This window comes from Streptomyces sp. WAC06614, assembly GCF_003949795.1.
Lineage (GTDB): Bacteria > Actinomycetota > Actinomycetes > Streptomycetales > Streptomycetaceae > Streptomyces.
The window spans coordinates 1-1,303 of the sequence record NZ_RPRY01000679.1; the positions used below are offsets into that span (position 1 = coordinate 1).

The following is a 1,303-nucleotide window of genomic DNA, read 5'->3' on the forward strand; positions in this document are numbered from 1 at the left end:
CCCGCACCCCCACCCCGTGAACACGCACCTCTCAGCCCGCAGGCCGCACCGAAAGGAAGAACCGTGAGGCAGGACACCATCCCCACCGCACCCGGAGCCCTCCCCTTCCTGGGGCACCTCATCCCCCTGATGCGAGACCCGCTGGCCTTCATGCGCTCCCTGCCCGGCCACGGAGACCTGGTCCGCATCCAACTGGGACCCCTCCCCGTGGTCATGGCGTGCGACCCCGCCGCCATCCGCCAGGTCCTGCGTGACGACCGCACCTTCGACAAGGGCGGTTTCTTCTACGAGCGGGCCGCCGAAGTCGGGGGCCAGGGACTGGTCACCTGCCCCCACACCATGCACCGCACCCAGCGCCGCATGTGCCAACCCGTCTTCCGCACCGCCCGCCTCCCCGACCACACCACCGCCATGACCGCCCAGGCCGACACCGCCTCCGGCGGATGGCACGACGGCCAGACCATCTACGTACCCGAACAGATGATGGCCCTCGCCGTCCGCAACCTGACCGCCACCATGTTCTCCGGCGAACTCCCGCCCCCGACCCTCCAGCACATGACCCACGACGTCGACGCCATCGTCTCCGGCTTCTTCGGCCGCCTGATCATGCCCGGCGCCCTCAGCCGCCTGCCCCTACCGGCCACCCGCCGCTACGAACGAGCCCTCACCCGGCTGCGTACCACCCTCGCCGCCGTCATCACCGACCGCCGCGCCCAGCCGGGCGACCAGGACGACCTGCTGTCCCAACTCCTCACCCGCGACCCCCCGCACCCGGCCCTGACGGACCAGGAGATCACCGACCAGTTCATCACCTTCTTCATCGCCGGCGCGGAAACCGTCGCCTCCACGCTGTCCTGGGCCCTGGACCTTCTGACCCGCCACCCGGACACCCTGCGAGACCTCCGCACCGAAGTCGACACCGTCCTCGCAGGCCGACCCCTCACCTACGACGACTTCCCCCGCCTGCCCATCACCGGCCGAGTGATCACCGAAACGCTGCGCCTCTACCCGGCCGGATGGATCTACACCCGCACCGCCACCACAGACACCACCCTGGCGGGCACACCCGTCCCGACCGGCACCACCCTCGCCTACAGCCCCTACCTCCTCCACCACAACCCCGCCGTCCACCCCGACCCCGAACGCTTCGACCCCGACCGCTGGCTGCCCGAACGAGCCGAAGCCCGCTCCTCCCGCGGCCACTACATCCCCTTCGGAGGCGGCCCCCGCACATGCATAGGCGACCAGTTCGCCCTCGCCGAAGCCACTGCCACCCTGGCCACCATCGTCCAGAACTGGCACC

Annotated in this window: 1 protein-coding gene; it reads left to right on the forward strand. The window is 70.5% G+C overall.

All coding sequences use genetic code 11. The features are described 5' to 3' along the window. Positions 1-63: 63 nt before the first annotated feature. On the forward strand, positions 64-1,303 hold a 1,240-nt coding region (locus tag EF918_RS35830), incomplete at its 3' end, for a cytochrome P450 (protein WP_125652991.1).